Annotated in this window: 23 protein-coding genes; 7 read left to right on the plus strand and 16 right to left on the minus strand. The window is 74.8% G+C overall.

Features of this window, described 5'->3' with window-relative positions:
- The first annotated feature begins 206 nt into the window (after window positions 1-206).
- A complete protein-coding gene (locus ABT048_RS14435; protein ID WP_350521679.1) occupies window positions 207-896 on the plus strand; it encodes a copper chaperone PCu(A)C domain-containing protein in 690 nt (229 codons plus the stop codon).
- Between the two features lie 117 nt (window positions 897-1,013).
- On the opposite strand, the gene phoP is transcribed toward ABT048_RS14435, so the two are convergent.
- Together phoP and ABT048_RS14445 are read right to left on the minus strand one after the other, a co-directional pair.
- Window positions 1,014-1,709 (minus strand): two-component system response regulator PhoP, encoded by a 696-nt coding sequence (phoP, locus tag ABT048_RS14440; protein ID WP_031069385.1) that lies wholly within the window; start codon window positions 1,707-1,709, stop codon window positions 1,014-1,016.
- A gap of 2 nt (window positions 1,710-1,711) precedes the next feature.
- Window positions 1,712-3,277 (minus strand): sensor histidine kinase, encoded by a 1,566-nt coding sequence (locus tag ABT048_RS14445; protein WP_350521680.1) that lies wholly within the window; start codon window positions 3,275-3,277, stop codon window positions 1,712-1,714.
- A gap of 306 nt (window positions 3,278-3,583) precedes the next feature.
- Here ABT048_RS14445 and phoU point away from each other — a divergent pair, with 306 nt between their 5' ends.
- On the plus strand, window positions 3,584-4,273 hold the full coding sequence (phoU, locus tag ABT048_RS14450; protein WP_350521681.1) for a phosphate signaling complex protein PhoU: 690 nt from the start codon (window positions 3,584-3,586) through the stop codon (window positions 4,271-4,273).
- Window positions 4,274-4,449: 176 nt separating this feature from the next.
- Window positions 4,450-4,629, plus strand: coding sequence for a hypothetical protein (locus ABT048_RS14455; RefSeq protein WP_350521682.1), 180 nt, complete (start codon window positions 4,450-4,452; stop codon window positions 4,627-4,629).
- 78 nt (window positions 4,630-4,707) lie between these two features.
- Here ABT048_RS14455 and ABT048_RS14460 read toward each other — a convergent pair whose 3' ends face one another.
- Both ABT048_RS14460 and ABT048_RS14465 read right to left on the minus strand, forming a co-directional pair.
- On the minus strand, window positions 4,708-5,298 hold the full coding sequence (locus tag ABT048_RS14460) for a lytic polysaccharide monooxygenase auxiliary activity family 9 protein (RefSeq protein WP_350521683.1): 591 nt from the start codon (window positions 5,296-5,298) through the stop codon (window positions 4,708-4,710).
- Window positions 5,299-5,564: 266 nt separating this feature from the next.
- Entirely contained in the window at window positions 5,565-6,323 is a 759-nt protein-coding gene (locus ABT048_RS14465) for a phosphoglyceromutase (protein ID WP_350521684.1), read from the minus strand.
- 150 nt (window positions 6,324-6,473) lie between these two features.
- Here ABT048_RS14465 and ABT048_RS14470 point away from each other — a divergent pair, with 150 nt between their 5' ends.
- Entirely contained in the window at window positions 6,474-7,796 is a 1,323-nt protein-coding gene (locus tag ABT048_RS14470; protein WP_350521685.1) for an MDR family MFS transporter, read from the plus strand.
- 21 nt (window positions 7,797-7,817) lie between these two features.
- Here ABT048_RS14470 and ABT048_RS14475 read toward each other — a convergent pair whose 3' ends face one another.
- Together ABT048_RS14475 and mshA are read right to left on the minus strand one after the other, a co-directional pair.
- The gene (locus tag ABT048_RS14475) at window positions 7,818-8,363 is read right to left on the minus strand and encodes a type III secretion system chaperone family protein (protein WP_350521686.1); all 546 of its coding nucleotides are present in this window, start codon (window positions 8,361-8,363) and stop codon (window positions 7,818-7,820) included.
- Window positions 8,364-8,432: 69 nt separating this feature from the next.
- Window positions 8,433-9,803, minus strand: a complete 1,371-nt coding sequence (gene mshA / locus ABT048_RS14480) for a D-inositol-3-phosphate glycosyltransferase (protein WP_396545225.1) — start codon at window positions 9,801-9,803, stop codon at window positions 8,433-8,435.
- A gap of 237 nt (window positions 9,804-10,040) precedes the next feature.
- On the opposite strand from mshA, the gene ABT048_RS14485 reads away from it, so the two are divergent.
- Window positions 10,041-10,874 (plus strand): class I SAM-dependent methyltransferase, encoded by an 834-nt coding sequence (locus ABT048_RS14485; RefSeq protein ID WP_350521687.1) that lies wholly within the window; start codon window positions 10,041-10,043, stop codon window positions 10,872-10,874.
- Window positions 10,875-11,107: 233 nt separating this feature from the next.
- Here the strand turns inward: ABT048_RS14485 and ABT048_RS14490 are convergent, their stop codons facing one another.
- The gene (locus ABT048_RS14490) at window positions 11,108-11,668 is read right to left on the minus strand and encodes an O-acetyl-ADP-ribose deacetylase (RefSeq protein WP_350521688.1); all 561 of its coding nucleotides are present in this window, start codon (window positions 11,666-11,668) and stop codon (window positions 11,108-11,110) included.
- Window positions 11,669-11,907: 239 nt separating this feature from the next.
- On the opposite strand from ABT048_RS14490, the gene ABT048_RS14495 reads away from it, so the two are divergent.
- Window positions 11,908-13,413, plus strand: a complete 1,506-nt coding sequence (locus ABT048_RS14495) for a PP2C family protein-serine/threonine phosphatase (RefSeq protein WP_350521689.1) — start codon at window positions 11,908-11,910, stop codon at window positions 13,411-13,413.
- Between the two features lie 128 nt (window positions 13,414-13,541).
- Here ABT048_RS14495 and ABT048_RS14500 read toward each other — a convergent pair whose 3' ends face one another.
- The 8 genes from ABT048_RS14500 to ABT048_RS14535 all read right to left on the minus strand — a co-directional run bounded on the left by ABT048_RS14500 (window position 13,542) and on the right by ABT048_RS14535 (window position 21,581).
- Complete coding sequence (locus ABT048_RS14500; protein ID WP_350521690.1) at window positions 13,542-13,892, minus strand: DUF2516 family protein; 351 nt, start codon at window positions 13,890-13,892, stop codon at window positions 13,542-13,544.
- 121 nt (window positions 13,893-14,013) lie between these two features.
- The gene (locus ABT048_RS14505; RefSeq protein ID WP_350521691.1) at window positions 14,014-14,541 is read right to left on the minus strand and encodes a hypothetical protein; all 528 of its coding nucleotides are present in this window, start codon (window positions 14,539-14,541) and stop codon (window positions 14,014-14,016) included.
- A 2-nt stretch (window positions 14,542-14,543) separates the two neighbouring features.
- Window positions 14,544-14,951, minus strand: coding sequence for a helix-turn-helix domain-containing protein (locus ABT048_RS14510; RefSeq protein ID WP_350521692.1), 408 nt, complete (start codon window positions 14,949-14,951; stop codon window positions 14,544-14,546).
- A gap of 78 nt (window positions 14,952-15,029) precedes the next feature.
- The gene (locus ABT048_RS14515; protein ID WP_350521693.1) at window positions 15,030-15,833 is read right to left on the minus strand and encodes an alpha/beta fold hydrolase; all 804 of its coding nucleotides are present in this window, start codon (window positions 15,831-15,833) and stop codon (window positions 15,030-15,032) included.
- 96 nt (window positions 15,834-15,929) lie between these two features.
- Window positions 15,930-17,072 carry a DNA polymerase III subunit beta family protein gene (locus ABT048_RS14520; protein ID WP_350521694.1) on the minus strand — a complete coding sequence of 381 codons (1,143 nt, stop codon included), beginning with the start codon at window positions 17,070-17,072 and terminating at the stop codon, window positions 15,930-15,932.
- A gap of 34 nt (window positions 17,073-17,106) precedes the next feature.
- Window positions 17,107-18,045: an RNA polymerase sigma-70 factor gene (locus ABT048_RS14525; RefSeq protein ID WP_502894009.1), complete on the minus strand. Its 939-nt coding sequence runs from the start codon at window positions 18,043-18,045 to the stop codon at window positions 17,107-17,109.
- 33 nt (window positions 18,046-18,078) lie between these two features.
- Window positions 18,079-18,279 carry a hypothetical protein gene (locus tag ABT048_RS14530; RefSeq protein WP_350521695.1) on the minus strand — a complete coding sequence of 67 codons (201 nt, stop codon included), beginning with the start codon at window positions 18,277-18,279 and terminating at the stop codon, window positions 18,079-18,081.
- Window positions 18,276-21,581: an SNF2-related protein gene (locus ABT048_RS14535; protein ID WP_350521696.1), complete on the minus strand. Its 3,306-nt coding sequence runs from the start codon at window positions 21,579-21,581 to the stop codon at window positions 18,276-18,278. Before ABT048_RS14535 ends, ABT048_RS14530 begins: the two co-directional genes overlap by 4 nt.
- A gap of 194 nt (window positions 21,582-21,775) precedes the next feature.
- Here ABT048_RS14535 and ABT048_RS14540 point away from each other — a divergent pair, with 194 nt between their 5' ends.
- Window positions 21,776-22,390, plus strand: a complete 615-nt coding sequence (locus ABT048_RS14540) for a YceI family protein (protein WP_350521697.1) — start codon at window positions 21,776-21,778, stop codon at window positions 22,388-22,390.
- A 192-nt stretch (window positions 22,391-22,582) separates the two neighbouring features.
- On the opposite strand, the gene ABT048_RS14545 is transcribed toward ABT048_RS14540, so the two are convergent.
- The gene (locus ABT048_RS14545; protein ID WP_350521698.1) at window positions 22,583-23,563 is read right to left on the minus strand and encodes a LysR family transcriptional regulator; all 981 of its coding nucleotides are present in this window, start codon (window positions 23,561-23,563) and stop codon (window positions 22,583-22,585) included.
- Between the last annotated feature and the right edge of the window lie 64 nt (window positions 23,564-23,627).

A 23,627-nucleotide genomic window follows, 5' to 3' on the forward strand; every position in this document is an offset into this window, starting at 1 on the left:
CCCCTTTTCCGGTCGCGACCCAATCGTTATTCGATCTTGGTCGAAGCTTGTCCGCGATGTGACCTGGACATGGCGGACGTACCGCCGGACGGCTCCCGGCGGCCCCCGGGAGTGCGACACGGGGACCACCCCGTGAGGAGCGCATAAGTGAGGTCGATAATCTGAGACCTGACCTACCGACACGTGACTTAGGAGAAGCCGCCGCCGTGAGCCGCAGCCTTCGACGCGGCAGCATCGCCGCCATCGCCGCCATCGCCATCGCCTCGCTGTCCTCCTGCGCCGCCGGCAACACGCCGGACACCCTGCAGGTCAAGCCCGACAACGCGGCGGCAACCATCGGGACGCACCTGAAGCTGAACAACATCGTGGTCGTCACCGGGGAGGGCACCTCCGGCGACTACACCGGGCCCGCCAACGTGGTCGTGAACATCGCGAACACCTCGGACGTCCCGGCCGAGCTGCAGTCCGTGACCGTCGACACCGCCGCTGCGACCCTGGCCGACGCCGCGGGTGCCCCGCTGACCGGCCTCGTCATCCCGGCCGGCGGCGCCGTCGCGATCGGTGGTCAGGGCAACCCGACCGCCACCGTCCCCAACGCCACCGTCCACGTCGGCGGCTTCGCCGCCACGACCTTCACCTTCAAGGACGGCCAGAAGGTCGACGTCCAGGCCGGCGTGAGCCCGGACGGCAAGGGCCTCTACAAGGGCTACGGCCCGACCCCCTCGCCGACCGTCGCGCCCGTCAAGACCACCCCCGGCGCGACCGCCCCGGCCGCCGGTGCCACCACCACCCCGGGCGCCACGACCACCCCCGGTGCCACCACCGCCCCGGGCGCGGCCACCGGTACGGCCGTCCCGGCCGGCGCCACCACCCCGGCCGTCCCGGCCTCGCACTGACCCTGTGCACCGCCTCCGGTGGGCCCGCCCGGGCCCGCCGGAGCGACGCGAAGGCCCCCTCCGGCGACTGCCGGCGGGGGCCTTCCGCGTAGGACGCGCAGGAGGGGAGGCTACGGCTTACGGCTCGAACTTGTAGCCCAGGCCGCGCACGGTGACCAGGTAGCGCGGCGCGCCCGGGTCCGGCTCGATCTTGGCCCGCAGGCGCTTCACGTGGACGTCCAGGGTCTTGGTGTCGCCGACGTAGTCCGCGCCCCAGACCCGGTCGATCAGCTGCATGCGGGTGAGCACCCGGCCCGCGTTGCGCAGCAGCATCTCCAGCAGGTCGAACTCCTTGAGCGGCAGGTCGACCTTGGCGCCGTCCACGGTCACCACGTGCCGGTCCACGTCCATCCGGACCGGGCCCGCCTCCAGGGCGCCCGGGCCGCCGCCGTTGTCGCCCGCGCCGCCGTCCTCGCCGCGGCGCCGCAGCACCGCGCGGATCCGGGCGACCAGCTCCCGGGTGGAGTACGGCTTGGTGACGTAGTCGTCAGCGCCTATCTCCAGCCCGACGACCTTGTCGATCTCGCTGTCCTTGGCGGTCACCATGATCACCGGGACGTTCGACCGCACCCGGAGCTGGCGGCAGACCTCGGTGCCGGGCAGGCCCGGCAGCATCAGGTCGAGCAGGACGAGGTCGGCACCGTTGCGTTCGAACTGCTCCAGGGCGTCGGGGCCGGTAGCGGCCACGGCCACCTCGAAGCCCTCCTTGCGGAGCATGTACGAGAGGGCGTCGCTGAACGACTCCTCGTCCTCGACCACCAGTACTCGGGTCACGATCAGGCCTCCGGGGCAAACTGCGGGGTTGTGTCTGACAGGTGTTGTTCCCGCTCCCCGGCGGGGAGCGAACGGCCGGTGCGGTCCGTGTGGGCCGTACGGTCCGTGGTGAGGGTCCGGGGTGCCGCGGCGGGCGCGGCGGCGTGCGACTCGTGGTCGGGCTCGGCGTCCGTCCCGGCCGACCGGTCGTGGCCGGCGCGCTCGTCGGAACGGCCGTGGTCGTCGGGACGGCCGTGGTCGTCGGGACGGCCGTGGTCGGCGGGACGGCCGTGGTCGGCGGGACGGCCGTGGTCGGTGCGCTCCGCGGGCTCGTCGTACTCGTCGGGCTCGTCGTACTCGTCGGGCTCGTCGGCGGGCACCTGCGCGGCGGGCAGGCGGAGGGTGAAGGTCGACCCCTGGCCCTCGACGCTCCACACCGACACGGTTCCGCCGTGCGAGGCGGCGACGTGCTTCACGATGGAGAGGCCGAGGCCGGTGCCGCCGGTGGCCCGGGAGCGGGCCGGGTCGACGCGGTAGAAGCGTTCGAAGACCCGCTCGCGGTCCTTCTCGGAGATGCCGATGCCCTGGTCGGTGACCGAGATCTCGATGAGCTCGCCGTCCGCCTCCCCGAGCGCCGCGGCGCTGGAGATCCGGCGGGTGGCGATCGCCACCCGGGTGCGGGGCGGACTGTAGTTGACGGCGTTCTCGACCAGGTTGCCGAGCGCGGCGGCGAGCTGGCCGCGGTTGCCGTGCAGGTAGAGGCCGGCGATGCCGCCCGCCGCGATGAGGATCTGCTTGGCGGCCGCCTGCTGGCGGCAGCGGTCGATCGCCTCGGCGATCAGCTCGTCCACCGCGACCGGCTCGGGGTCGACCATCAGCCGGTCGTCCTGGACCCGGGAGAGGTCGATGATCTCCTGGACCAGGCTGGCCAGCCGGGCGGCCTCGACCTGCATGCGGCCGGCGAAGCGCTGCACCGCCTCCGGGTCGTCGGACGCGTCGACGACCGCCTCGGACAGCAGCGACAGGGCGCCGACGGGAGTCTTGAGTTCATGGCTGACGTTGGCGACGAAGTCCCGGCGGACCGCCTCCACCCGGCGCCGCTCGGTCTGGTCCTCGACCAGCACCAGCACCAGCCGGGAGCCCAGCGGGGCGACCCGGACGGAGACCGCGAGCGGCTCGGCCGCGCGGGCCGCGCCCGGTCGGGGCACCTCCAGCTCGACCTGGCGGATCTCGCCGTCCCGGCGGGTGCCGCGGGCCAGTGCGAGCATCTGGTCCACGGCGACCGCGCCTCCGCGCACCAGGCCCATCGCGTACGCCGCTGAGCTGGCCTTGACCACCTCGTCGCCCTCGCCGAGCACGATCGCGCAGGAGCGCAGCACGGAGAGCACGGTGTCGACCCCCGGCGGCAGGGGCGGCTCGGGGTTGCCGGTGCCCAGTGCCTGGTACCGGCTGTGGTTCCTGCCGCTGGTGCCGCTGTACTTGCCCCTGGCCTGCTCGCGCTCGCTCCAGCGGAATGCGATGGAGGCGGTGAGGCCGACGCCGAGCCCGGCTATGGCGCAGGCAGCGGCGGCGGCCACGTTCACGTCCATGTGGCCAGCGTAAGCGCACGGCCAGGCCACTCCCCAAGGGCTGGGTCAAGGCATCGATCACACGTTGCCGAGAATTCACCTTCATGTAGCTGTCGATTCACCGCACTGGCCGTGCTGCGTCGCCCTGGCGGCGGAAAGTTGGCCGGGCAGCCCGTGTGGGAGAGACCGGTGTGCCGTTCGACGGCCACCGGCTCAGGTGTGCGCGTACGATGCGCGCCACCAGCAGCGGTCGCCCGGACGCCGCAACGGCGGTCGGACGGGTCGGCCGGTCGGCACCGCCACCGACACAGCTTCTGAGGAGAGAACATGCGCGACGCGTACCACGAGGAACTCGATGCGATCGGCGACAGCCTGGTCGAGATGGCCCGGCTGGCCGGCTCCGCCCTCGGCCGCGCCACCACCGCCCTCCTCGACGCGGACCTGGCGCTGGCGGAGAGCGTGATCGCCGCCGACGAGAACATCAACGAGCTGCACCACGAGCTGGAGAACCGGGCGATCGACCTGCTCGCCCGCCAGCAGCCGGTCGCCACCGACCTGCGGATAGTCGTCACCTCGCTGCGGATGAGCGCCGACCTGGAGCGCTGCGGCGACCTCGCCCGGCACGTCGCCAAGGTCGCGCGGATGCGCTACCCCGACACGGCCGTGCCGCGCGACCTGCACTCGACCGTCCTGGAGATGGGCCAGCTCGCCCAGCGCCTGGTGGCCAAGGCCGGCCTGGTGATCGCCACCAAGGACGTCGACAAGGCCCTGGAGATGGAGCAGGACGACGACGCCATCGACACCCTGCACCGCGAGCTGCTGTCGCACCTGATCGACGAGCGCTGGCACCACGGCATCGAGACCGCCGTCGACATCACCCTGGTCGGCCGCTACTACGAGCGCTTCGCGGACCACGCGGTGTCGGTCGCCAAGCGCGTGGTGTACCTGGTGACGGGCGAGCACGTGGCCGAGTTCGTGGCCGCCTCCGAGACCTCGGAGGCCGGCTCGGCGGAGTGAGCCCCGTTCCGAGGGCCACTCCCCCGAGGGGCGGGTAAACCCGTGGCGGCGGTGGTGCGGGCGCACGGTCTTCCGTACGCCCCACCACCGCGCGCCCGTTGACGCTCCCTCCGTCCGGCGGTTTCACTCGACGTATCGGGCGCCGCAGTGCGCCCGCTTCACGGAGGGAACGCTCGATGAAGGCCAACCCGACCCGCCCGGCACCCGCCCGCGACACCGTCGAGCCACCCGCCCCGAAGCTGCTGCCCGTCCTCGCCGCCGGCTGCGGCTGCGGCCCGGGTTGCGGCTGCGGCTGCCAGTCCGGTGCGCCCTGCCAGTGCGGCGGCGCGGACGGCGGCTGCTGCGGCGGGCACTGACGGCCTCGGGTGCACGACCGCCGTGGGCGACGGCCGTGCACCCGGTGGCCCGCGCCCGGTCCGCACCCCTGCCGGGCGTCAGAACGTGACGTCGGTGCAGGAGTAGAAGGCGTTCCCGGTGTCGGCGATCTCCCAGACCGCGACGACCACCTGGTGGCCGGTGCGCCCGCCCGGGACGGTCGCGGTGTGGCTGAGCGTGCTCGGCACCTGCTTCCCGCCGTACGGGACGGTCAGGAAGGGCGTCAGCTCCAGGCTCGCCCGGGTGACCGGTCGGCTCGCGTCGTAGCCCGGCTTGGTCAGGTAGTACGTGAAGTTCGTGGTGGCGTGCCGGGCGGTGAACCGCCAGGTGAAGGTGAGCTGTCGGCCCGCCGTCACCGGTGTGGTCGGCCAGGCACCGCCGTGCGGGTCGTCCAGCTCGGCGAAGCGCGCGTTGCCGCCGGCGCAGATGGTGCCGTCGGACGGGCCTGCCGACGGGAAGCCCTTCGGCCCCTCGACGCTCTGCGGCTCCCACTGGATGTCGCCGCAGTCCCAGGCGACCGCGTCCGCGGCGCAGAGCGCGGCCCGGCTGGGCGGGGTCGAGATGTACCCGTGCGAGGACGCCGGGAGGGCGAAGGTGAGCGGGATCGCCAGTGCGGCGACCGCCGCCCCGACGATGTGACGTGTGCGCATGGTGCTCCTCCGTGGGGGTGGATGGAGAGTGCGCCGGGGCGCGGACGCGCACGTGGGGGTGCGGGCCCGGACGGGGAGGTCCATGGCATGCCCGCGCCGGCCCGGTGCCCTCACGGTAGGAGCCGCCGCCACCACCCGTCAATGGTCTGAACCACTTTCAGATCCGCCCAACTCGCCTGCCGGACAAGCCCGTTGAATGCAAAAGGCCCCGCCCCGGCGAACCGGGTGGCGGGGCCTGCTCGCCCTCTCGGGCGCGCTGCTCGGGCTTACTTCTTGCCCTGGTTCTTGACCGCCTCGATGGCCGCCGCGGCGGCGTCCGGGTCGAGGTAGCGGCCGCCCTTGGTGACGGGCTTGAAGTCGGCGTCCAGCTCGTAGACCAGCGGGATGCCGGTCGGGATGTTCAGGCCGGCGATGGCCTCGTCGGAGACGCCGTCGAGGTGCTTGACCAGCGCGCGCAGGCTGTTGCCGTGGGCGGTGACCAGGACGGTCTTGCCGGAGGCGAGGTCCGGGACGATGGCGTCGTACCAGTACGGCAGCATCCGCTCGACGACGTCCTTCAGGCACTCGGTGCGCGGACGCAGCTCGCTCGGGATGTCGGCGTAGCGGGCGTCACCGGCCTGCGAGTACTCGGAGTCGTCGGCCAGCACCGGCGGCGGGGTGTCGTAGGAGCGGCGCCACAGCTGGAACTGCTCCTCGCCGAACTCGGCCAGGGTCTGGGCCTTGTCCTTGCCCTGCAGCGCACCGTAGTGCCGCTCGTTCAGGCGCCAGCTGCGGCTGACCGGGATCCAGTGGCGGTCGGCCTTGTCCAGGGCGATCTGCGAGGTGCGGATGGCGCGGCGCAGGAGCGAGGTGTGCAGCACGTCGGGGAGCAGACCCTCGGCGGCCAGGAGCTCGCCACCACGGGCGGCCTCCTTCTCACCCTTCTCGTTGAGGTCGACGTCGACCCAACCGGTGAACAGGTTCTTCTGGTTCCACTGGCTCTCGCCGTGACGGAGCAGGATGAGTCGGTACGTCGTGTCAGCCATGGGCCCCAGCTTAGTGGAGGGCCCGAAAACCCCTGGTGGGGACCTTGCCGAGCTGTGTAACGTGTGCTCCGCGCATCTGCCACTTACATGCGTCGGCTGACCGGGCCTGCCCGCGCCGCTCAGCGGACGCCTGCCCTCGGGAGCCCCCACATGCTCGTCGCCGCCCGGTTCCGACGAATGATCCAGGAGACGGCGGGCGGACTGCCGCGCCGGTTCTGGTGGCTCTGGGTCGCGACCCTGGTCAACCGGCTCGGCGCCTTCGTCGTCACCTTCCTGGCGCTCTACCTCACCAGCAGCCGCGGGTACTCCCCCGCCTACGCGGGCCTGGTCGCCTCCCTGTTCGGCCTGGGCTCGGCGGCCTCCTCGATCGTCGCCGGGGTGCTGACCGACCGGATCGGGCGCCGGCCCACCCTGCTCGCCGCCCAGCTCGGCACCGCACTGTTCACCGTCGTGCTCGGCTTCACCGACGGCCGGGTGGCGATCGCGGTGGTGGCCTTCCTGGTGGGGTTCTGCAACAACGCCACCCGGCCGGCCATCTCGGCGATCATCGCGGACATCGTCCCCGCCGCCGACCGGGTCCGCGCCTACTCGCTGAACTTCTGGGCGATCAACCTGGGCTTCGGCCTCTCCTCGGCGGTCGCCGGCCTGATCGCCACCCACGGCTACCTGATGCTCTTCCTGCTGGACGCGGTCTCCACGGTGCTGTGCGCCGTGGTGATCTTCCTCAGGATCCCGGAGACCAAGCCCGACACCCCGGCGGGCGCCAGGGCCGACGAGCCGACGGTCGGCCTCGTCACGGTGTTCCGCGACAGCCGCTTCATGGCCGTGGTCGGCCTCACCCTGCTGCTCGCCCTGGTGCTGCAGCAGGGCGCCACCACCCTCGCGGTGGACATGGACCGCCAGGGGATCACGTCCTCCGAGTACGGCCTGGTCATCGGACTGAACGGACTGCTGATCGTGCTGCTGCAGATCCCGCTCACCCGGTGGGTGGAGAGCCGCAGCCGCTCGGCCATGCTCGCGGCGGCCTCGCTGTTCATCGGCTGGGGATTCGGGATGACGGCCCTGGCCGGGTCGTCCGCGTGGTTCTACGCCTTCACGGTGGCGGTCTGGACGGTCGGCGAGATCCTCTACACCCCGACCCTGATGGGCCTGATCGCCGAGTTGTCGCCGACCCACGCCCGCGGGCGCTACCAGGGCGTCTACGGGCTCTCCTGGTCGCTCGCCTCGTTCCTCGGCCCGGCCGTGGGCGGTGTGCTGCTGGAACGGGCCGGCGGCGGGGCGCTGTGGGGCGCGTGCGGGGTCGTCGGCACGGTCGCCGCGGTCGGCTACGTGACGCTGGGCGGGCGGACCGGTACCGCTGTCGCCGCCCGCTCCGGCGAGGTCGTCGCAGTCGCGGCTCCCAGGACGGAGGCCGTCCCGGCACCTGCCGCGGAGCCCGCCTCGGAGGCCGCGAAGGCCCCCGCGGGCGCCTGAGCCCCGGCGGCCGACCCGCCGTCAGCCGGCGGCCGGGGCGGAGCCCGGAGCGCCGTCCCGGGTGTTCGGTTCGGCGAGGTGGGCGAAGGCGGCCAGGTTGCGGATGGACTCCCCGCGCTTGGTGCGCCACTCCCACTCGCGCCGGATCGCCGAGGCGAAACCCAGCTCCAGCAGCGTGTTGAAGGGCTCGTCGGCGTTCTCCAGCACCGTCCCCAGCAGCCGGTCCACCACCACCGGGGTGAGCGCCTCCAGCGGCAGCCGGCCCGCCAGGTAGACGTCGCCGAGCGCGTCGACCGCGTAGGCCACGCCGTACAGCTTGGTGTTGCGCTCCAGGAGCCAGCGGTAGACGGCCTCGTGGTTCTCGTCCGGGCGGCGGACCACGAAGGCGTTCACCGACAGGGTGTGGTCACCGACCCGCAGGGCGCAGGTGGTGCTCAGCTTCCGGGTGCCCGGGAGGGTCGCCACCAGCGTGTACGGGTCGGTGGCGGCCGGCTCCCAGGCCACCCCGGCGTCGTCCAGGGCGGTGCGCAGGAGGGTCAGGGCCTCGTCCTTGGTGCGGATTGCCATGAAGGTGACGTTACTCGCCGGTACCGGGCGGGCGCAGCCTCAGGTGAGCCAGTCCGGGCGGACGCAGCCTCAGGTGAGCCGGCGCCGGGCGGCGGCCAGCCGACCGGCCGGGCGGGCCAGGCTGCCGGCGTACACCTCGGCGGTGGTCGCGGCGGCGGTGTCCCAGCCGAAGCCCGCCGCGTGCCGGGCCGCCGCCGCACCGCGCCGGGCCACCAGCGCCGGATCGGTGACGTACGGCTCCAGCGCGTGCGACCACTCCAGCGGGTCGTGGCCGCGTACCAGGCTGCCGGTCTCGCCCTCCCGCACGGCGACCGGCAGGCCGCCGACCGCGGCCGCCACCACCGGGGTGCCGCAGGCCTGGGCCTCCAGCGCCACCAGGCCGAAGGACTCGCTGTACGAGGGCATCACCAGGGCCGTCGCCGCGCGGTACCACTCGGCGAGCCGCTCCTGGCCGACCGGAGGGTGGAAGCGCACCACGTCGGAGATGCCGAGCTGGGCGGCGAGCTTGTGCAGGCTCTCCGGCCGGGCGAGCCCCGTGCCGGACGGCCCGCCGACGACCGGCACCACCAGGCGCTCGCGCAGTTCGGGGCGACGGGCCAGCAGCGCGGCGACCGCCCGCAGCAGCACGTCCGGGGCCTTGAGCGGCTGGATCCGGCCCGCGAAGAGCAGCACGGCGGCGTCCTGCGGCAGGCCCAGTCGGGCCCGGGCGGCGGCCGGCGCCGCGGCGCCGGCGGGGCGGAAGACGTCCAGGTTGACCCCGGGGTGGACGACGGCCAGCTGGTCCGGCCGGGCGGAGTAGTGCAGCGCCAGCTCGGCGGCCTCCTCGGTGGTGTTGGCGATCAGCCGGTCGGCCGCCTCCACCACCTGGGTCTCGCCGATCACCCGGGCCACGGGCTCGGGCGTGTCACCCTCGGCCAGCGCGGCGTTCTTGACCTTCGCCATGGTGTGCATCGTGTGCACCAGCGGGACGCCCCAGCGCTGCGCGGCCAGCCAGCCGACCTGGCCGGAGAGCCAGTAGTGCGAGTGCACCAGGTCGTAGTGGCCGGGGCGGTGGCCCGCCTCGGTGCGCAGCACCCCGTGGGTGAAGGCGCAGAGCTGGGCCGGCAGGTCCTCCTTGACCAGGCCCTCGTACGGCCCGGCGGTGACGTGGCGGACCAGCACGCCCGGCGCCAGCTCGACCGTCGGGGCGTCGTCCGAGCAGATCGCCCGGGTGAACACCTCGACCTCGATGTTGAGGTCGGCCAGGCGCTTGGCCAGCTCGACGATGTAGACGTTCATCCCGCCGGCGTCCCCGGTGCCGGGCTGGTGCAGCGGCGAGGTGTGGACGCTGAGCATGGCTATCCGGCGCGGCCTGCGGCGGCCCGGGACGAGCGACTGGAGCCGGCCGCGCGCGGGCACGGCGGACTGGGCACGGCGTACCGAACGGACGGGGTGCTGGATCACCTGGCTGAAGCCTCCTCTGTGCGGCCCGTCTAGGCGGTCCGCGCCGGGCCGCCCGTTGTCCGGTGTGCGCTGCCCCGTCCGGGCACACATCACCACCAGTGTGCCAACCACGCGGGCGGCGCCCGGCATTCCCGCTTCGGCACACGAGCATCACCGGACCGTCCGACCGGCCGACCGGACCGGCATCACCCCAGGTCAGCACGGTGCCGCCGGGCCCCGACTACCCTTCTGGGCATGGCTGCCTCCTTCGACCCCGCGACCGCCGCGCCCTCCCGCGGGCGGACCGGGCGCCCGGTGGGGACCGTCACCCGGGGCACCACCAACACCAACCGGCTGCGCCGGATGGACCGCTGGATCGCCCACACCCTGGGCCGCACGCTGCGCGCCGCCGCGCTCCCGCCGGTGGCGGTGGACCTCGGCTACGGCGCCGCGCCGTGGACGGCCGTCGAGCTGGCCGCCCGGCTGCGCGCGGTGCGGCCGGACGTCCGGGTGGTCGGGATCGAGATCGAGCCGGAGCGGGTCGCGGCCGCGCTGCCGTACGCCGAGCCGCCGCTGCTCACCTTCCGGCGCGGCGGCTTCGAGGTGCCGCTGGACGGCGGCGCGCCGGCCCGGCTGATCCGGGCGGCCAACGTGCTGCGGCAGTACGACGAGGCGGCGGTGGCCGGGGTCTGGGAGCGGCTGTGCGCGCGGCTCGCCCCGGACGGCCTGCTGGTCGAGGGCACCTGCGACGAGATCGGGCGGCGGCACGTCTGGGTCGCGCTCGGCCCCGAGGGGCCCCGGACGGTGACCTTCGCGGCCCGGCTCGGCGGCCTCGGGCAGCCCTCCGACCTCGCCGAGCGGCTGCCGAAGGCGCTGATCCACCACAACGTGCCGGGCCGGCCGGTGCACGCCTTCCTGGCCGACTTCGACCGGGCCTGGGCGGCGGCCGCGCCGTACGGGGCGTTCGGGGCCCGGCAGCGCTGGGTGGCGGCCTGCACGGCGCTCGCGGGCAGCTGGCCGCTGGTGGACGCGCGCGGGCGGTGGCGGCAGGGCGAGGTCACGGTGCCCTGGTCGGCGCTCGCCCCGTAGGTACCGCGGCTTCCCGTGGCGGTCGCGGTGGTGGCGGCCGCGGTCGCGGGCGTGGTCGTGGGCGTGGGCGTGGGGCCGCGGCGCCGGCGGGAGCTGGTGAGCGACCCGATACATTCACTCGAACGAGTTATCGAATATCTCTGGCGTGTTGACGCCTCGTCACGCCACGATGGACCCGACCGAGCGGCGACACCACACGCCGCCCGGTGCGCCCCACGCCCCGCCGTCAGCCGTCAGTCGTCCCGCCCGAGCAGCTCCCGCCGGGCCCGCTCGAACACCTCGTACATGTCCGACCCGAACAGCACGAACCGCACCTCCACCGGCTGCGCGCCCGCCTCCGCGTCACCGCTGTCCAGCACCTCCGCGACGGTGCCCAGCGCGATCCGGGCCGCGTCCGCCGGCGGCCAGCCGTAGATCCCGGCCGACACGGCCGGGAAGGCCACCGTGCGCGCGCCCAGCTCCGCCGCGACGCGCAGCGACTCGCGATAGCAGGAGGCCAGCAGCTCCGCCCGCTCCTCGTACTCCTCCGCCCGGTACACCGGCCCGACGGTGTGCACCACCCACCGGGCGGGCAGCCGTCCGGCCGTCGTCGCCACCGCGTGCCCGGTGGGCAGCCCCTTGCCCCAGTGCGAGGCGCGCAGCCGGCGGCACTCCTCCAGGATCTGCGGCCCGCCCCGGCGGTGGATCGCACCGTCCACCCCGCCACCTCCCAGGAGGGACGAGTTCGCGGCGTTCACCACCGCGTCCACCTGCTGTTCCGTGATGTCACCCTCGACCAGGGTGATCCGTGTCACCACCGTCTGCCCCCTTCTCCGCCCCGCGCGGCAGCCGCCGCACCGGGCATCCGAGCCGTCGTCCGAGTCCGATCACCACACCGCCACCGGCGTGGCAATAACCACAACGGCGCCGGTCGGCCGAAGAAATCCCCGGAGATCACGTTATGGTCGCGAGAAGTTCCCCGACGCACGGTGCCAGCCGGGCACTGCGGACGGACGTCGACCGTTACGCAGTCGGGGAAAGGGAGGAACCACCGATGCCCGCAACGGGAGACGGGCGGGCACCTGGTGCCGCGGACCTGCCGGGCGCCCACGGCGCCCCCGTCGGCCATGCCCGCAAACGCCCGGCCACGACCGGCCCGGTGACGGCTCCCCCGATACCTCACCCCCGCTCGCAGGCGCTCCGGGCCGCGCACGCCGCCCACCCCTCCCACATCGCCGAGGTGGCCCCCGCACCGGGCCCGGAGGGCCCCGCCGACGGCGCCGCGCCGCTGCGGCTGCTGGTCATCGAGGACGACGCCTCGGACGCCCAGCTGATCAAGGCGGCGGCGGCCGACAGCGGCACCTCGATCGAGATCCACTGGGCCCGCGGACTCGACCAGGCCATCGCCCAGCTGGCCCGGCCCGCGCTCGCGAACCGGCGCGGCCGCTCCCGCGGCCCCGAGTTCGGCTGCGTGCTGCTCGACCTCGCCGCACCGGCCGACCTGCCGCACCCGTCCGACTCCTCCGACGGGCTGGAGGGCCTGCACGAACTGCTCCGCCGGGCCCCGCACATCCCCGTCGTGGTGCTCACCGACGCGGCCGGGGCCGAACTCGGCGCGGCCGCCGTCGCCGCCGGTGCCCAGGACTTCCTGATCAAGCACGAGACGGACGGCCCGCTGCTGGCCCGCGCCCTGCGCTACGCCGTCGAGCGCAAGCGCGCCGACGAGTCGCAGCGACGCCTCGTCGAGGCCGAGCTGCGCGGCCAGGAGAACGCCCGCCTCCAGCGCCACCTGCTGCCCACCCCGCTGCTGGACGGTGCCGGCCTCTCCTTCACCCGGCGCTACCGCCCCGGCCGCCGCCGCGCCCTGCTCGGCGGCGACTTCTACGACGCCGTGCGCACCGACGACGGCACCGTCCACGTCGTGATCGGCGACGTCTGCGGGCACGGCCCGGACGAGGCCGCGCTCGGCGTCGCCCTCCGGATAGCGTGGCGCACCCTGGTCTTCGCCGGCCTCACCGGCGAGACCCTGCTCACCACCCTCCAGCACGTGCTGGAGCACGAGCGGCGCAGCGACGAGATCTTCGCGACGCTCTGCATGCTCGTCATCGCACCGGGCGGCTCCGACAGCGCGCTCGACTCGCTCGGCACCGGCGAGACGGCCCGGCTCTACCTCGCCGGGCACCCGGCCCCGCTGCTCCTCGGCCGCGACCACGAGCCGGTCACCCTGCCCGCCGACCTCGCCGGGCCCGCGCTCGGCCTGCTGCCGTGCCACGACGGGCAGGCCGCCTGGCCCGCCCACGAGGTCGAACTCCGGCCCGGCTGGCGGCTGTTGCTCTACACCGACGGCCTGATCGAGGGCCGGGTCGGGGCCGGCTCCCGCCGGCTGGGACAGGACGGGCTCGCCGGGCTGGTCGGCGACCACCAGGCCGCCGGGCTGACCAGGGGGCGGCTGGTCGACAGCGCCATCGCCGAGGTCGAGGAGCTGAACGGCGGCGCACTGACCGACGACGTCGCGGTGCTGCTGCTGGAGCGCAACCCGGTGCAGCTGATCCTCGGCTGACGGACCGACAGATCGACAGGCCGGCAGCTCGACGGACCGGCAGACCGGCGGACCGACGGGGCACCGGACACGCAGCGGCCCGGGCGGGTGAACTCCCCGCCCGGGCCGCTGCGTTGTCGCTTTCCGGCCTACCAGGGGCCGTACGGGCCGGTGTTGCTCCGGCCGCCCCGGCCGCCGCCTCCGGTCAGCGCCCGGATCGCGGGGCGGACGTCCACCACGTAGACGATCGAGGCGACCAGACCGGCCAGCGTGCCGATGCCGGTGAAGAAGTTCACCCCGAACAGGAAGTCCCAGCCGAAGGAGATCGCGAGGATCGCGACCCAGAACCCCTTGGTCTTCTTGTCCGCCGCCCGGTACGCGTCCTCCCGGCGGGTGGCCGCGTCGACCAGGGCGAACAACTTGTAGGCCAGGATGGCGATCGTGGCCCACCAGATCGGGTTCAGGTAGGAAAAGGCCAGAATCTGGAGCACTCCGACCATCACGATCTCCTCAGTCTCTCGATTCCGGCGTCACGACCGCCGTCCATCCTGGCACGGCGGCCACCCGCACGGGTGTCAACGTTCCGTGGCCACCGGATGTGCCCTCCGTGGAGGGCCGTGCTCACTCCGCGTCGGCGGCGACGGACTTGCGGGCCCGGGCGGACTTCTTCGGCGCCGGCTCGGCGGCCCCGTCCGCCACCGGTTCGGCCTCGACGACCGGCTCGTCCTGGGCCGGCTGCGCGGCCGGTTCGGCGGCCTCGGCCGGCGCGGCCGGGCGGGCCTTCTCCACCACGACCTTGCCACGTTCGGCCAGCTCGTCGTACGTCTCCTTGGCCTTCACCGCCAGCTCGACCGCGCGGCCCACCTGCTGCAGGGCGAAGCCCTGGGCGCGCTCCTGCAGGGTCTTGAGATCGGTGGGCAGGGCGTTGACGGCTTCGCCGACCTTGGCCGGAGCCCCGATCAGCAGTGACTGCGCCTCCTGGAGCCTGGCGCCGGCCTTCTCCTGGGTGCCCTTGCGGTCCGCCGCCAGCGCCTCGACCTTGCCCGGCACCTCGCGCAGCTTCTCGTACGCGAGGTCGCCGGCGCCGGCCAGGGCGTACAGCGGGGTCGGGTCGCTGAGGGTCTTCTTGATCTCGTCGGTGATCGGCATGGTTACCGGTCCTCCCGGTGGGTGTTCTGGGTGGCTGAGCCGTCGGTCGTCGCACCGGGGACCGGAGCGGCGTTCTCCTTGAGGAAGGCGTCGTAGACCGCGAGCAGCGCCTGCTTCTGCTGCTCGTTGATCAGCGGATCGGCCAGGATCGAGGCCCGCAGTTCCAGGCCCTCACCCCGCCGCTCCTCCAGGATCCCGGCCTGGACGTACAGCGTCTCCGCCGAGATCCGCAGCGCCTTGGCGATCTGCTGCAGGATCTCCGCGCTCGGTTTGCGCAGCCCGCGCTCGATCTGGCTGAGGTACGGGTTGGACACGCCGGCGGCCTCCGCCAGCTGCCGCAGCGAGTACTGCGCGTTGCGGCGCTGCTCCCGGATGTACTCGCCGAGCGAGCCGACGTTGAGTGAGGCCATGCGGACAGCGTGCAGCACCCTGCTTGCAAATGCAAGCAGGGTGCTAGCGCGAGCAAACGTGTCGGGCCGGCGGGCCGGTCAGGACAGGTGGGCGAGCAGCAGCTCGGTGAGCCGTTCGGGGGTGCGCAGCGGGAGGTAGTGGTCGGCGGCCGGGACGAGGTGGCCCCGGGCGCCCGGGATGCCGGCGGCGAGCCGCTCGGCGATCGCCGCGATCTCGGGGTGGTCCCGGTCCCCGTGGACGACCAGGGTGGGGGCGCCGACCTCGCCGAGGCGGGACTCCGCGGACCGCTCGGGCGCGCCGGCCAGGTGGCGCTCGCTGACGATGCGGCGGGCCGCGTTCTCCTCGACCATCGCCGCGATCAGCTCGCCGCCCGGCGCCGTCCGGCCCATGGCGGCCCAGACGGACAGCTCCAGTTCGGCCAGGGCCGCCGCGTCGCCCCGTCGGCGGGCCTCGGCGTAGGCGGTGGTCCCGGGGGACGCCGGCCAGTCGTGGCCACTGACCGAGGCGCCGACCAGCGCCAGGGCGGTCACCCGGCCCGGATGGGCGAGGGCGAAGTCCAGCGCCGTCTCCCCGCCCATGCTGAGGCCGACCAGCGCGGCGCTCGCGAGGCCGAAGTGGTCCAGGACGGCGCGCAGGTCCTCGACGTCGTCGAACGGCCGCTCCGGCTCGGTAGAGCGGCCCAGCCCGCGGGCGTCGTAGCGGATCACGTCGTGGTGTCGGGCGAGCTCCGGGAGGACGGCGTCCCACAGCCGGGAATCCATGCCGGAGCCGTGCAGCAGCACCACCGGGCTGCCGGAGCCGTCGCGCGCCGCCCACATCCGGCCTCCGCCGGGGGCGGGGACGTGGACCTCGGACCCGGGGCGACCGGTGCGCTGGCTCATGCGGCGATCCTGTCAGAGCTCCGCGCGGCCGGACCGGTCCGGCCGGGCACCGTCGGCCGGGCGGGCAGGCGGGCAGGCAGGACCTGACCGGTGCGGTCAGGCGGGCTCGGGGAGCCGGATGGGCATCAGAACGGAGAAGGTGCCCTCCCGGCCTGGGGTGCGGATCGCCAGCGGGGCGATGGGGCCGCCGAGTTCGAGCCGGAGCTGCTCGGGGCGCCCGGCGTCCAGTGCGTCGAGGAGGAAGTCCCGGTTGACGGCCACCCGGAACCCCTCGGGGGCGTCGTCGTCGGCGACGGCCAGCCGGCCGTCACCGGTCAGGGTGAGGACGGTGACCTCGCACGCGGCGCCGTGCGGGCCGGAGGGCAGGGTCCGCGTGGCCCCGGCCTCGACGGCGGCGCGCAGGTCGGCGGCGGGGAGGGTGATCCGGTGTTCCGGTTCGAACCTGGTGACGGCCCGGTGGTCGGGGTAGTCGAGGTCCGGGGCGGCGCCCTCGATGCGGTGCCCGCCCGTCTCGGCGCGGACCAGGCCGCCGCCGAGGGTGAGCGCGACCTCGGCGTCCCCCGGGCCCAGCAGGGCGCGCAGCGCGTCCACCAACGGGGTGGGGACGATCGTGCCGGCCACGGGCTCCTCCGGCACGTCGCCGGAGGCGGGCACCTCGGCGAAGGCCATCCGGTAGCGGTCGGTGGCGACCAGGCGCAGTACCGGGCCGTCCGGCTCGAACAGCACCCCGGCGAGGGAGGGCAGCTCGGGATCGCCGCCGACCGCGAAGCGGACCGCGTCCAGGGCGGCGGCCAGCGCACCGGCCGGGACGGTGAGGCGCGGGGCGGCGGGGCCCGGGGTGGTGGAACTCGGGGCGGTGGAGCGGTGGTCGGCGGGGTCGGTGGTCATCGGCTGCTCCCTCTGGTCGATCATCGCGCGGATCAGGGAGAGCTCGCGGCGGGCGTCGGCGAGGCCGTCCTCCAGCCGGCGCAGGTGCGCGTCGAGCACCCGGCGGGCGTCGCCGCTGCCGGGGGCGGCGCCGAGCACGGCGCGGATGCCGGCCAGCGGCAGGCCGACCCGGCGCAGCCGGGCCAGCAGCCGGGCGTCGGCGAGCTGGCCCGGCCGGTACCAGCGGTAGCCGGTCTGCGGGTCGACCCAGGCGGGCGCGAGCACCTCGGCACCGTCGTAGTAGCGCAGGGTGCCGACGCCGAGGCCGCTGGCTCGGGCCAGCTCGCCGATGCTGTGCAGCTCGCTCTCCATGCCGGTGACTCTGCGGGCTCGACCTGGTCGAGGGTCAAGCCCGCTCGGCGCCGGTGCCGGGGACGGTCAGGTGGGTCAGCTTCTGCGGGTTGCGGACGGCGCGGATCGCGGAGATCAGGAGCGTGCCGTCCGTCCCCGCGACGAAGTCGAACACCGAGACGGAGTCGACCGCGCCGTCCACGGTGACCAGCAGGCCGGGCTCGCCGTTGACCAGGACCGGGTGCACGGCGGCATCCTCGCCCAGCTGGCGGAGCACGCCGAGGGTGAAGCGGGCCACGTTCTCGGCACCGGTGACCGGGCGCAGCGCGGCGCGGATGACGCCGCCGCCGTCGCTCCAGGTGGTGACGTCCGGGGCGAGCAGTTCCAGCATCCGGTTGAGGTCGCCGCCGACGCAGGCCGCCAGGAACCGGTCGGTGGCGCGTCGGCGCAGCTCGGGCGGGGCGTCGTAGCGGGGCCGGCGGGCGCGGACGTGCGCCCGGGCCCGGCTGCCGACCTGCCGGCAGGCGGTCTCGGTGCGGTCCAGGGCCTCGCCGATCTCCTGGTAGGAGAAGCCGAAGGCCTCCTTGAGGACGAACACCGCCCGCTCCAGCGGGGACAGGCTCTCCAGCACCACCAGCAGGGCGAGCGACACGGTCTCGGCCCGCTCGACGCCGTCGGTCGCGTCCGGCTCGGCGACCAGCGGCTCGGGCAGCCACGGGCCGACGTAGGACTCGCGGCGGACGACGGCCGAGTCCAGCCGGTTGAGGGCGAGGTTGGTGACCGTACGGGCCAGGAAGCCGCCGGGGCTGGCGACCTCGCCGGTGACCCGGCTCCAGCGCAGCCAGGTGTCCTGGACGAGGTCCTCGGCGTCGGCGACGCTGCCGAGCATCCGGTAGGCGATGCCGAAGACCATCCGCCGGTGCCGCTCGAAGTCGGCCAGCCGGGTGTCGGCCGGCCGGTCGCCGGACGGCCGGGTGTCGTTGCTGTCGGTCACCCCCGGGACGTTACCGCACGGTAGTGGCGGCCCTCAGTCCAGGAAGGCCTCGTACGCGGGGGCGAGCAGGACGGCGAGGTCCCGGCCGTGGACGGTGATGCCGGAGCGGCCGAGCCGGCGCGGCGAGGGCTCGTCCGGCCGGTCCGGGCCGTCCTCGGGCGGGGCCGGGTTCAGGGTGAAGTCGCCGCGCCAGTAGGCGGCGACGTTGACCACGGGGGCCGGCTGCTCGGTCACGCGTTCTCCTCCGTCACGGAACCCCGGGCTGCGCTGTCCCGAGCTGCGGCGCCCCGGGCCGGAACGTCGAGGGCCGGGGCGTCGTCCTCGGCCACGGCGTCCTCCCGGGCGAGGGCGACCAGTTCGCGCAGCGCGTCGGTCGGCAGGTCGGTGAGCCAGTGCTCCCCCTCCCCCACCACCGTCTCGGCCAACGACCTTTTGGTGGTGAGGAGTTCGTCGATCCGCTCCTCGACGGTGCCGACGCAGACCAGTCGGCGGACCTGGACGTCCCGGCGCTGGCCGATCCGGAAGGCGCGGTCGGTGGCCTGCTCCTCGACCGCCGGGTTCCACCAGCGGTCCACGTGGATCACCTGGTTGGCGGCGGTCAGGTTGAGACCGGTGCCGCCGGCCCGCAGCGAGAGCAGGAACACCCGCGGCCCGTCCGGGGATTGGAAGCGCTCGACCAACTCCTCGCGACGCGCCCGGGGCACACCGCCGTGCAGGTAGAGCACCTCCTCGCCGAGCCTGCGCTCCAGGTACGGGCGGAGCATCGCACCGAACTCGGCGTACTGGGTGAAGACCAGCGTCCGGTCACCCTCGGCCGACGCCTCCTCCAGCAGCTCGGCCAGCCGGACGACCTTGCCCGAGCGCTCGCCCAACGCCGATCCGTCGTGCAGCAGTTGGGCCGGATGGTTGCAGACCTGCTTGAGCTTGCCGATCGCCGCCAGCACCGTGCCGCGCCGCTCCACGCCCCGGATCCCCTCGACCCGGCGCAGCAGGTCGGCGACCACGGCCTGGTAGAGGCCGGCCTGCTCGGCGGTGAGGTTGCACCAGACGGTCATCTCCTGCTTCGCGGGCAGCTCGGCCGCCACCGCCGGGTCGGACTTGAGCCGCCGCAGCACGAACGGCGCGGTGCGGCGCCGGAGTTCGGTGGTGCGCTCGGGGCTGCGGTGCAGCTCGACCGGGATCGCGTAGCGCTCCTTGAAGCGCTCGGCCGGGCCGAGCAGACCGGGGTTGGCGAAGTCCAGGACGGCGTGCAGTTCGGAGAGCCGGTTCTCCACCGGGGTGCCGGTGAGCGCGATCCGGTGGCGGGTGACGGGCAGGGCGCGGATCGCCCGGGACTGCGCGGTGCCGGTGTTCTTGATGTGCTGGGCCTCGTCGGCGACCACCCGGCGCCAGCGGATCGCCCGCAGGGCGGCTAGGTCGCGCTGGACCAGCCCGTAGGTGGTGATGACGAGGTCCGCGGACCGTACGGCGTCGGCGAGTTGCCCGGCGCCCAGGCGGCCGGCGCCGTGGTGGACGTACCGCCGCAGGGAGGGGGCGAAGCGCTCGGCCTCGCGCTGCCAGTTGCCGACCAGGGACATCGGGCAGACCAGCAGGGTGGGGCCGGCGCTGCCCCCGGACGGCTCGGCCTGCTCGGCCCGCCCGGCCCGCTCGGCGTGCTCGGCCTGCTCGACGGCCAGCAGGGCGAGGGTCTGGACGGTCTTGCCGAGCCCCATGTCGTCGGCCAGGACGGCGCCGAGGCCGAGCCCGGACATCGTCCGCAGCCAGGCCAGCCCGCGCTCCTGGTACGGGCGCAGCACGGCCCGGAAGTCCGGTGGCAGCACCGGTGCGGGCGCGGCGTCGGCGCGCCCGGCGAGCAGGTCGCCGAGCGGGCCGTCGAGCTGCACGGACACGACCGGCAGCCCGGCGACCGAGGCCTGCGGGTCGAGGGCGAGCCGCAGGACGTCGGCGGTGGCGGGCACGCCGTCGCGCCGGTCGGCGAGGAAGGCGAGCGCGGCGGCGATCTGGGCCGGGTCGGCCTCCAGCCAGGTGCCGCGCACCCGCACCAGCCCCTGCTTGGCGGCGGCCAGTTCGGCCAGCTCCTGCTCGGTGAGCGGGGCGCCGTCCGGGCCGAGCGCGGCCTGCCAGCGGAAGGCGACCACGGTGTCCCGGTCGACCTGGGCGGAGACCGCGAGCGAGCCGGGCGCGGGTGGGGTGGTGGCGCGCAGGGCGAGCCCGAGCCGGGGGCGGCGGCGCCACCAGGCGGGCAGCAGCACACCGAAGCCGCCCTCGGCGAGTTCGGGCGCGCCGGTGCGCAGGAAGTCCAGTGCGCCCGCCCGGTCCAGCGGCAGCGCGGACGGGCGGGAGCGGTGGCGCAGGGCGTCCAGGGCGGGCCAGCGGTGGGCGGCGCGGGCGAGTTCGGCGACCAGGACGTCGGCCGGGTCGTCGGCCTTGCGGGCGAGGGCGGCGTGCGCGGCCCCGCCCTCGTGCAGGTCCGCGGCGCGGACCAGCAGGGACGGCTCGTCCACCGCCTGGAGCAGGAACTCCAGCCGCCAGGCGTCGTCGGAGGGGCTGCCCGCGGGGTCGTCGGGGTCGGGGCCGAGCGGCTCGACCAGGCGGAAGCAGAGCCGCAGTGCGGGGTCGGTGGGCTCGGCGGCGGCGTACCAGGCGGCGACCCGGCGGCGCAGCTCGGCGAAGCCCTCGGCCGGGACGTCGCCGAGGAGGCCGTCGGGGGTGGTGAGGGCGTGCAGCCAGCGCTCGGCGACGGCTTCCCGGGGGGCCGTCCCGCCCTTGCCCGGGAGGAGGGGCGGCGCGGAGGCCAGGGCGGCGCGGGCCTCGGCGTCCACCAGCGCACCCAGCGCGGCACCCAGCAGTGCCTCTCCGGTGCCGGCGCCGTGCGGCCACTCCCCCAGCAGGACGGGCGGGCACCCGGCGGCGAGCGCGGCGGCCTCGCGGCGCCCGGCCGGGGTGGGGTCGGGCCGCCAGCGGGCCTGCGGGCGGCGGTCGGCCAGGACGGGCAGCGGCAGCACCCGGCCCCGGCCGACCGCCCGCCAGGCGAGGTCGTGCACCCCGGTGAGCCAGCGCAGTGAGGGGCCGTGGACGACCTCGACGCGCCCGGCACCGGGCAGGTCGGTGCTGGTGACGGCCCAGTGCGGGTCGAAGACCTCGCCGAGCAGCTGGGCGGCGGCGCCGGCGTCGAAGAGCAGGGCCGGCACCCGCCAGGGGGCGAGCACCGCACCGCCGCGCGGCGGGGTGACGGGCAGGTCGGGCGAGGGCGCGGGGGCCGAGCCGATGGTGGGCAGCAGCAGGGTGGCCCAGCGCTCGGGGGCCTGTCCGGCGAGCCAGCCGAGGCCGGGGCCGATGCCGCCGAGCACGGCGGCCAGTTCGCCGGGCGGGCAGGCGTACGGGTGGGCGCGCGGGAGGGGCCGGTCGGGCGGCGACTCGGCGGTGCCGGGGTGGGCGGCGGCACCGGGGTGGGCGGTGCCGGGGTGGGCGCGGGCGTCCTCGGCCCAGAGCGCCAGCTGCCCGTCCGTCCGCCAGAGCGCGTGCAGGACGAACATCGGGGGCCTTCCGAGCGGGTGGGGACCGTCCTTCGCAGCCTAGTCGGGAGGGCTGACAGAGCCGGTCCGCTGGGCCGTTCGGATGAAGTCCGGGACTCGCCCGAGACTCATGGTTGAAAGTTGAACGAAACTGTCCTACGCTGGAGTCAACAAGTTGAAGCCTAAACAAATGGCTTCGGACCCGAGGAGGAGCCATGGGCCTTTTCAACCGCACCAAGACCGCCGTTCCCGCCACCGCCGCCGCTGTCCAGACCCCGGCCGGCACCGACCTCGCCCACCTCACCGGCGACTGGGCGGTCGACACCACGCACAGCGAGATCGGCTTCTCGGTGCGCCACGCCATGGTGACCAACGTCAAGGGCCGCTTCACCGAGTACGACGGCAAGCTGCACCTGGACGGCACCACGCCGCACAACTCCTCGGCCGACCTGGTGATCAAGGTCGCCAGCATCGACACCAACCAGACCCAGCGCGACGAGCACCTGCGCACCGGCGACTTCTTCGCCGCCGACGCCCACCCGGAGATCCGCTTCCGCAGCACCTCCGCCGAGCCGCTCGGCGACCACGCCTACCGGATGACCGGCGAGCTCACCATCAAGGGCACCACCCGCCCGGTCGTCCTGGACCTGGAGTACACCGGCAGCGCCACCGACGCCTACGGCGCCGAGCGGGTCGGCTTCGAGGGCAAGGCCGTCGTCGACCGCACCGAGTTCGGGCTGACCTACAACGCGGCGCTGGAGACCGGCGGCGTGCTGATCGGCGAGAAGGTCAAGCTCAACTTCGACATCTCCGCCGTCAAGGCCGCCTGACCCGGGCCCCCACCGGCGGGCCCAGCCCGCCCCCGTACGCCGCCCCTGCCCCTCCCCCCGAGGCAGGGGCGGTTCCCTTGTCCCGGTCGGGGCCCGTGCCCCCGTGCCCCTGCCGGCTCCCTCGTGCCCGCCGGCCCCCGTGTCCCGGTCGGGCCCGGCACGGGCCGGCTCCGCGCGTCAGGCCGAGCCGCGTCACCCGGCCGGGAGCAGCGCCGCGTCGGCGTCCGGCAGCCAGCTGCCCGGCGGGCGGCGCAGCCAGCCCTCGACCGCGCCCAGTCGGGCGGCCGCGTCGGCCAGCGCGCGCAGCCCCGGGTGGTGCTCGTCGGGCCGGTGCACCAGGCTGACCAGGCTCAGCGGCACCGGGTCCACCAGCGGCACGTTCACCGTGCCGGGGATCCTCGGCCCGCCGACCGTGGTCAGCATCGGATCGCCGTGCCGGGCGAGGTAGCGGGCGGTCTCGTCCACGCCGACCGGCGGGACGTACGGGTCCGCCGCCGTCAGGCCGTGTTCGCGCAGCAGCCGGGCGCCGAGGTCGGCCCACTCGGTGGTGGCCGGGTTGCCCGCGCAGATGTCGACGGGGTGCCCGACCAGGTCGGCCGGGCGCAGTGCCGGGCGGTCGGCCAGCGGATGGGTGTCCGCCATCATCACCGAGACCCGTTCCAACCGGACCGGCAGCTGGACGAGTCGGCCGCGCACCGGGGCGGGCAGCCCGGCGAACCGGCCGAACGAGGCGTCCAGCCGGTGGGCCAGCAGTTCGGCGGCGGCCGCGGCCAGGCCGCCGTGGAAGCGGGCCAGCAACTCGCCCTCGGGCCAGGCGGCGCGGGCCCGTTCGAGCACCCGGTCGGCGGTGAGGTCCGGGCCGGTGACGTCGCTGTTGAGGTCGAGCAGCAGCGGCCGGGCCGCGGTGCCTCCGCCGGCGTCGGCGAGGATCTCGTCGTGCAGGGCGAGGAGCCGGCGGACCCGGGGCAGCAGTCGCTGTCCGGCCGGGGTGAGGTCGACGCTGCGGGTGGTCCGGGTGAACAGCGCGGTGCCGAGCAGCCCCTCCAGTGCGCGGATGTCCCGGCTGAGCGCCTGCTGGGCGATGTGCAGCCGCTCGGCGGCCCGGCCGAAGTGCAGGGCCTCGGCGGTCGCGACGAAGCCGCGGAGCAGGCGGGGGTGCAGGTCACGGGGCATGGGCGGCAGATTAACAACAGCGTGTTGTCAGTGCGGCGGAACAGGTGTTGGACGGCGCCCCTCC

The organism is Kitasatospora sp. NPDC096140, assembly GCF_040303045.1.
GTDB lineage: Bacteria > Actinomycetota > Actinomycetes > Streptomycetales > Streptomycetaceae > Kitasatospora.